Raw genomic sequence first — 5009 nt, 5'->3', positions numbered from 1 at the left:
GTGTGGGCGGGGATGCCGGGCTTGTGCTCGACGGGGGCGACGGTGGGTTTCCCCATGACCATCAGCGGGTCGAACATCACGACGACGCCCGCGAGGAGCAGGAAGGCGAGCGGGCCGATCAGCATGGGTGCCAGCAGGGCCGCGGGCGACTCTCCCGACGTGGGTTCGGCCGTGCCGTGCAGGTGGACACTGAGGGCGGCCATGCCGGTGTAGTGCATGCCGCTGACGGCGAGGCCCATGACGAGACCGGCGCCCACGCTCCACAGGAAGCCCCTGACCTGGCCGGCGGCCCACAGGGCGGCGGTTGCCGCGCCCATGGCGATGGCGACGGAGATGCCGACGGTGACGGTGTTGTACTCCAGTTTTCCGTCCAGGCTCATGCTGGCCATGCCGAGGTAGTGCATCGACGCGATGCCGAGGCCCGTGATGGTGCCGCCGGTGAACAGGGCCGTGCCGCGGGCTCCCTTGTAGCCGACGATGAAGATCCCGACACCCACCATGATGATCGCGACGGCCAGGCTCGCGAAGGTCATCGCCTTGTCGTAGTGGATCGGGGTCCCGCGGACCGTGAAGCCGATCATCGCGACGAAGTGCATGGTCCATATGCCGGAGCCGATGGCTGCGGAGCCGAGGGCGAGCCAGCCGGGGCGCCATGAGTGGGTGACGAGCATCGACCTCGTGGTGCAGCGCAGCCCCAGGGCGCCGCCGAGGCAAGCCATGAAGTAGGCCACGAAGGGTGTGACCAGGCCATAGCTGAATCCGTCGATGGTGCCCTGCATACGCGGCTGCCCTTCCCGCCCGTGTACGTCCCGCAATGCCTGATGTGCGCCCCCTCCCAGGACCGCACGAGCGGTCAGGGTTGACGCAGAGAGTATGACCCCCACCGGAATGGTCGAACGACTTTCCGGCAAAGAAACACGCCCCTGCCTCAGTTGTGCGGTACCAGTGAGCGGAGTTGGGTCATCTCCGTTCAACGTGTGGCCATCCTGTACCCCTCCCGCGTTGACCCTCTGCTGTCACAGTTGTGCTGTCTGTGATGTCGCCGATCGCTCGTCGCGAGGAGTACGCATGCACGCGCGCGCTGTTGCCGCCTCTACCACCGCACTCCTGGGGACCGCCGCACTGCTGTTCCCCGCCGCCCCCGCACGGGCTGCGGAAGGCAGCACGTCGCCGCTGGTCATCGCACACCGGGGTGCCTCCGCGTACGCGCCCGAGAACACCCTGGCCGCCGTGGACAGAGCAGCGGAACTGGGCATCCGCTGGGTGGAGAACGACGTGCAGCGGACCAGGGACGGTGAACTGGTCGTTCTCCACGACGACAACCTGCGGCGTACCACCGACGTCGAGGAGGTCTTCCCCGGCCGGTCTCCGTGGAAGGTGAAGGACTTCACCGCCGCGGAGATCGCCCGGCTGGACGCGGGCAGCTGGTTCGGACCCGCGTACGCGGGCGCGCGCGTGCCGACGCTGGAGCAGTTCGTGCACCGTTTGGAGCGGCACCACCAGAAGCTTCTCCTGGAGATCAAGAATCCGGAGCTGTATCCGGGCATCGAGCGGCAGACGCTGAAGGTCCTCAGCAACGAGGGCTGGCTCGACCGGTCGCATCTGGCGGGCCGGCTGATCGTGCAGAGCTTCAGCGCGGACAGCGTGCGGACCGTGCACGAGCTGAAGCCCGGCGTGAAGACGGGCCTCCTGGGGACTCCGCCGGTGGCGGACCTGCTCGACGTCGCCGAGTTCGCCGACCAGATCAACCCCTCGCACAGTTCGCTCTCCCCTGCGTACGTGTCCTCGGTGCGGGCGTTCGACGGACCGCACGGCAGCCGGCTGGAGGTCTTCGCCTGGACGGTCGACGACGCCAGGACGGCCCGGCGGATCGCCGGGTACGGGGTCGACGGGATCATCACGAACAGGCCGGACGTGGTGCGGAGGGCCGTGGGCGGCTGAGCCCTGAAGCCGGGCGGGCTGCGTTGTCAGTGGCGGGTCCTACTGTGGGGCGCATGGACAGCCGAGGGCAGGTCGAGCCGCGGATCGTGTGGGCGGTCGTCGAGAGCGGGATCGGGCCGTTGCTGCTGGCCGCGAGCCCGGGCGGCCTGGTCAACGTCGTGTTCCACGCCACGGGCCCGGTGCGGGACCGAACAGTCGAACGGCTGGCGTCGCGGCTGGGCACCGAGCCCGTCGAGGCGCCCGGTTCCCCGCTGCTGGCCGAGGCGATACGCCAGGTCGAGGCGTACTTCGCGGGTGAGCGACGCGACTTCGACCTGCCGCTCGACTGGTCGCTGATCTCCGGCTTCAACCGGGAGGTCCTGCGTGAACTGGCCTCGGGCGTGCCGTACGGCACGGTCGTCGGGTACGGCGACCTGGCCGGGCGGGTCGGCCGACCGGGCGCCGCCCAGGCCGTGGGTATGGCGATGGGCGCCAATCCGCTGCCGGTGGTGGTGCCCTGTCACCGGGTCGTCGAGAGCGGCGGCGGCATCGGTGGCTTCGGTGGCGGCCTGGAGACCAAGCGGAGGCTGCTCGCCCTCGAAGGGGTGCTTCCCGAGCCGCTCTTCTGACACGGCGCCCCGCGGCCCCGTCAGTCGCCGGGCCGGGCCGCCCGGGGTCGTCATGCTGCTTGGCCTGGACTGTCGTAGTGCCTGGCCTGGTCAGTCGTAGTGCCGGGCCTCGAAGACGTTGCCGTCCGGATCGCGGAAGTAGAAGCTGCGCGTGGCTTTGCCCCGGGCTCCGAAGGAGCCGTGCGCGAGGTCGGACATCGGTACGGAGTGTTGCGCCAGCCGGCTCAGGAGGGCGTCGAAGTCGCCGCGGGGCAGCGACAGGCAGACGTGGTTGACCGGGTGCCCCGCACTGTCGGCTGAGCCGGGCAGCATCGTCATGCGCTCCGCGAAGCTCAGCGGCATGAGATCGAGGATGGTCTCGTCGTTGACCCGCACGGACGGGAACGGCACCTCACCCGCCGCGAATTCAGCGAGCCTGACGGCCTCCATGCCGACGGCCTTCTCGTAGAAGTCGGCGGCGGCGAGCGGGTCGCGCACCCAGAGGACGACGTGGTCGAGACGTGCTATGTGGTCCGTCATGCACTCCAGGCTCGTTACGGCGCCATCGGCCCGCAAGGGTTTGGCCCGGCGCGCCGCCCGCCAGAGATGAGGGAGGGGAACGACTGACCGACCGACAGGAGGCAGGCGCGTGGTGCTGGTGGTGTCCGAGGAAGTGCGGGAGGCGATCGACGCGCGCCGGCCGGTCGTGGCTCTGGAGTCCACGATCATCGCCCATGGGCTGCCACGGCCCCGCAATCTCCAGGTGGCGCTGGAGCTGGAGACCGCCGTGCGGCAGGAGGGCGCGGTGCCCGCCACGATCGCCGTGCTGGACGGGCGCCCTCATGTGGGCCTGGACAAGGAGCAGCTGGAGCGGGTCGCCAACGAGGACGGGATCCGCAAGCTCGGCCACCGTGACCTGCCGCTCGCGGTGGCGTCCGGGGCGAGCGGGGCGACCACGGTGTCGGCGACCGCGCTGCTGGCGGCGCTGGCCGGCGTGCGGATCTTCGCGACGGGTGGGCTCGGCGGGGTGCACCGGGAGTGGACGCTGACGCAGGACGAGTCGGCCGACCTGGGGCTGCTGGCGCGCACGCGCATCACGGTGGTGTGTGCCGGGGTGAAGTCGATCCTGGACGTGCCGGCGACCCTGCAGCGGCTGGAGACGCTGGGTGTCGCGGTGGCCGGTTACGGCACGGACCGGTTCCCCGGGTTCTACCTCTCCGACTCGGGGCATCCGGTGGACTGGACGCTCGGGACGCCGGAGCAGGTGGCGGGCGTCATGGTGGCCCAGGACGCACTCGACGGGCCGGGGTCGGCGCTGATCGTCGCCAACCCCGTCCCCGAGGAGGAGCAGCTCGATCCGGACCTGCACGCACGCGTGCTCGCGGACGCGCTGCGCGCTTGTGAGGAGCAGGGGGTCACCGGCCAGTCGGTCACGCCCTTCCTGCTCGACTATCTGGTGCGGCACACGGACGGCGCCTCCCTGAGCGCCAACCTGGCGGCGGTCCGCGGCAACGTACGCCTGGCGGCGCGGATCGCGGCGGCCTGGGCTTGTCGGGGGTGACGGCGGACGGCGGGCCTGGACGGGGAGGAGGAACGGGCTCAGAGGGAACGGACTCCGTGGGTACGGGCGCGGGCCGGGGCTTGCTGGTCGTCGGGGACGTCATCACGGATGTCGTCGCGCGGCACGCGGGGCCGCTCGCGGCCGGCACGGACACGACCGCATCGATCCGGACGGTGGCGGGCGGTGCGGGCGCCAATGTCGCGTGCTGGGCGGCTCACCGGGGAACGGCGGATGTACGGCTGCTCGGGCGGGTCGGGACGGATGCGGCTGCCTGGCACGAACGGGAGCTGGCCGCCCAGGGTGTACGGCCGCAGCTCGTCGTCGACCCGCTGGTGCCGACCGGCACGGTGATCTGCATGGTCGACGGGGGCGCTGCCGCGGAGCGGACGTTCCTCACCGACGGCGGAGCGTCGATGCGGCTCGCACCAGCAGACTGGTCGGACGCCCTGCTCGACGGCGTGGCCAGGCTGCACCTGTCGGGTTACCTCCTGTTCTCCGAGTCGAGCCGGGCTCTGGTGACGGTGGCCCTGGCAGCCGCACGCGCGCGTGGAGTGCCGGTGAGTCTTGACCCGGCTTCGGCCGGGTTCCTGGCGGAGCTGGGCGCCGAGCGGTTCCTGGAGCTCGTCGAGGGCGTGGGCGTACTGCTGCCCAGCCGGGACGAGGCGTGCCTGCTGACCGGGCTGGCGGACCCCGTCGAGGCGGCGGCCGAGCTGAGCCTGCGCGTGCCACTGGTCGTCGCCAAGCAGGGGCACGAGGGAGCAGTCGTGGCCCGCTCGGGGAAGGTACGCGCCCGCGTCCCGGCCGCACCGGCGACGCCCCGGGACACGACCGGCGCCGGTGATGCCTTCACCGGCGCGTTCCTCGCCGCCCTGCTCGCAGGCGCCGGGCCGGAGGACGCCGCGGCGGAGGGGTGCCGGGCG

6 protein-coding genes are annotated in these 5009 nt (G+C 71.4%); 4 read left to right on the top strand and 2 right to left on the bottom strand.

Going from position 1 to position 5009, the window contains the following annotated elements; all coding sequences use genetic code 11:
• Nucleotides 1-779: MHYT domain-containing protein (locus tag C1J00_RS38085; protein ID WP_102913469.1), on the bottom strand; the 779-nt coding region annotated here is incomplete at its 3' end.
• A gap of 289 nt (nt 780-1068) precedes the next feature.
• Between C1J00_RS38085 and C1J00_RS38080 the strand changes: the two genes are divergently transcribed.
• Together C1J00_RS38080 and C1J00_RS38075 are read left to right on the top strand one after the other, a co-directional pair.
• Nucleotides 1069-1941 carry a glycerophosphodiester phosphodiesterase gene (locus C1J00_RS38080; RefSeq protein WP_102913468.1) on the top strand — a complete coding sequence of 291 codons (873 nt, stop codon included), beginning with the start codon at nt 1069-1071 and terminating at the stop codon, nt 1939-1941.
• Nucleotides 1942-1994: 53 nt separating this feature from the next.
• Nucleotides 1995-2549 (top strand): methylated-DNA--[protein]-cysteine S-methyltransferase, encoded by a 555-nt coding sequence (locus C1J00_RS38075; protein WP_102913467.1) that lies wholly within the window; start codon nt 1995-1997, stop codon nt 2547-2549.
• 90 nt (nt 2550-2639) lie between these two features.
• On the opposite strand, the gene C1J00_RS38070 is transcribed toward C1J00_RS38075, so the two are convergent.
• The gene (locus tag C1J00_RS38070) at nt 2640-3068 is read right to left on the bottom strand and encodes a VOC family protein (protein WP_102913466.1); all 429 of its coding nucleotides are present in this window, start codon (nt 3066-3068) and stop codon (nt 2640-2642) included.
• Nucleotides 3069-3177: 109 nt separating this feature from the next.
• Between C1J00_RS38070 and C1J00_RS38065 the strand changes: the two genes are divergently transcribed.
• Together C1J00_RS38065 and C1J00_RS38060 are read left to right on the top strand one after the other, a co-directional pair.
• A complete protein-coding gene (locus C1J00_RS38065; protein ID WP_102913465.1) occupies nt 3178-4089 on the top strand; it encodes a pseudouridine-5'-phosphate glycosidase in 912 nt (303 codons plus the stop codon).
• Nucleotides 4090-4145: 56 nt separating this feature from the next.
• Nucleotides 4146-5009 (top strand): carbohydrate kinase family protein (locus tag C1J00_RS38060; RefSeq protein WP_245936675.1); only part of this gene is annotated, 864 nt, incomplete at its 3' end.

Source organism: Streptomyces cahuitamycinicus (assembly GCF_002891435.1).
GTDB lineage: Bacteria > Actinomycetota > Actinomycetes > Streptomycetales > Streptomycetaceae > Streptomyces > Streptomyces cahuitamycinicus.
Note: the sequence above shows the minus strand (reverse complement) of the source record. Positions and strands in the feature narration are given on the sequence as shown.

Excerpts from the sequence above, each read along its gene's own strand:
- C1J00_RS38070 (WP_102913466.1), bottom strand. The coding sequence starts at position 3,068 with ATGACGGACCACATAGCACGTCTCGACCACGTCGTCCTCTGGGTGCGC.
- C1J00_RS38075 (WP_102913467.1), top strand. The coding sequence starts at position 1,995 with ATGGACAGCCGAGGGCAGGTCGAGCCGCGGATCGTGTGGGCGGTCGTC.
- C1J00_RS38080 (WP_102913468.1), top strand. The coding sequence starts at position 1,069 with ATGCACGCGCGCGCTGTTGCCGCCTCTACCACCGCACTCCTGGGGACC.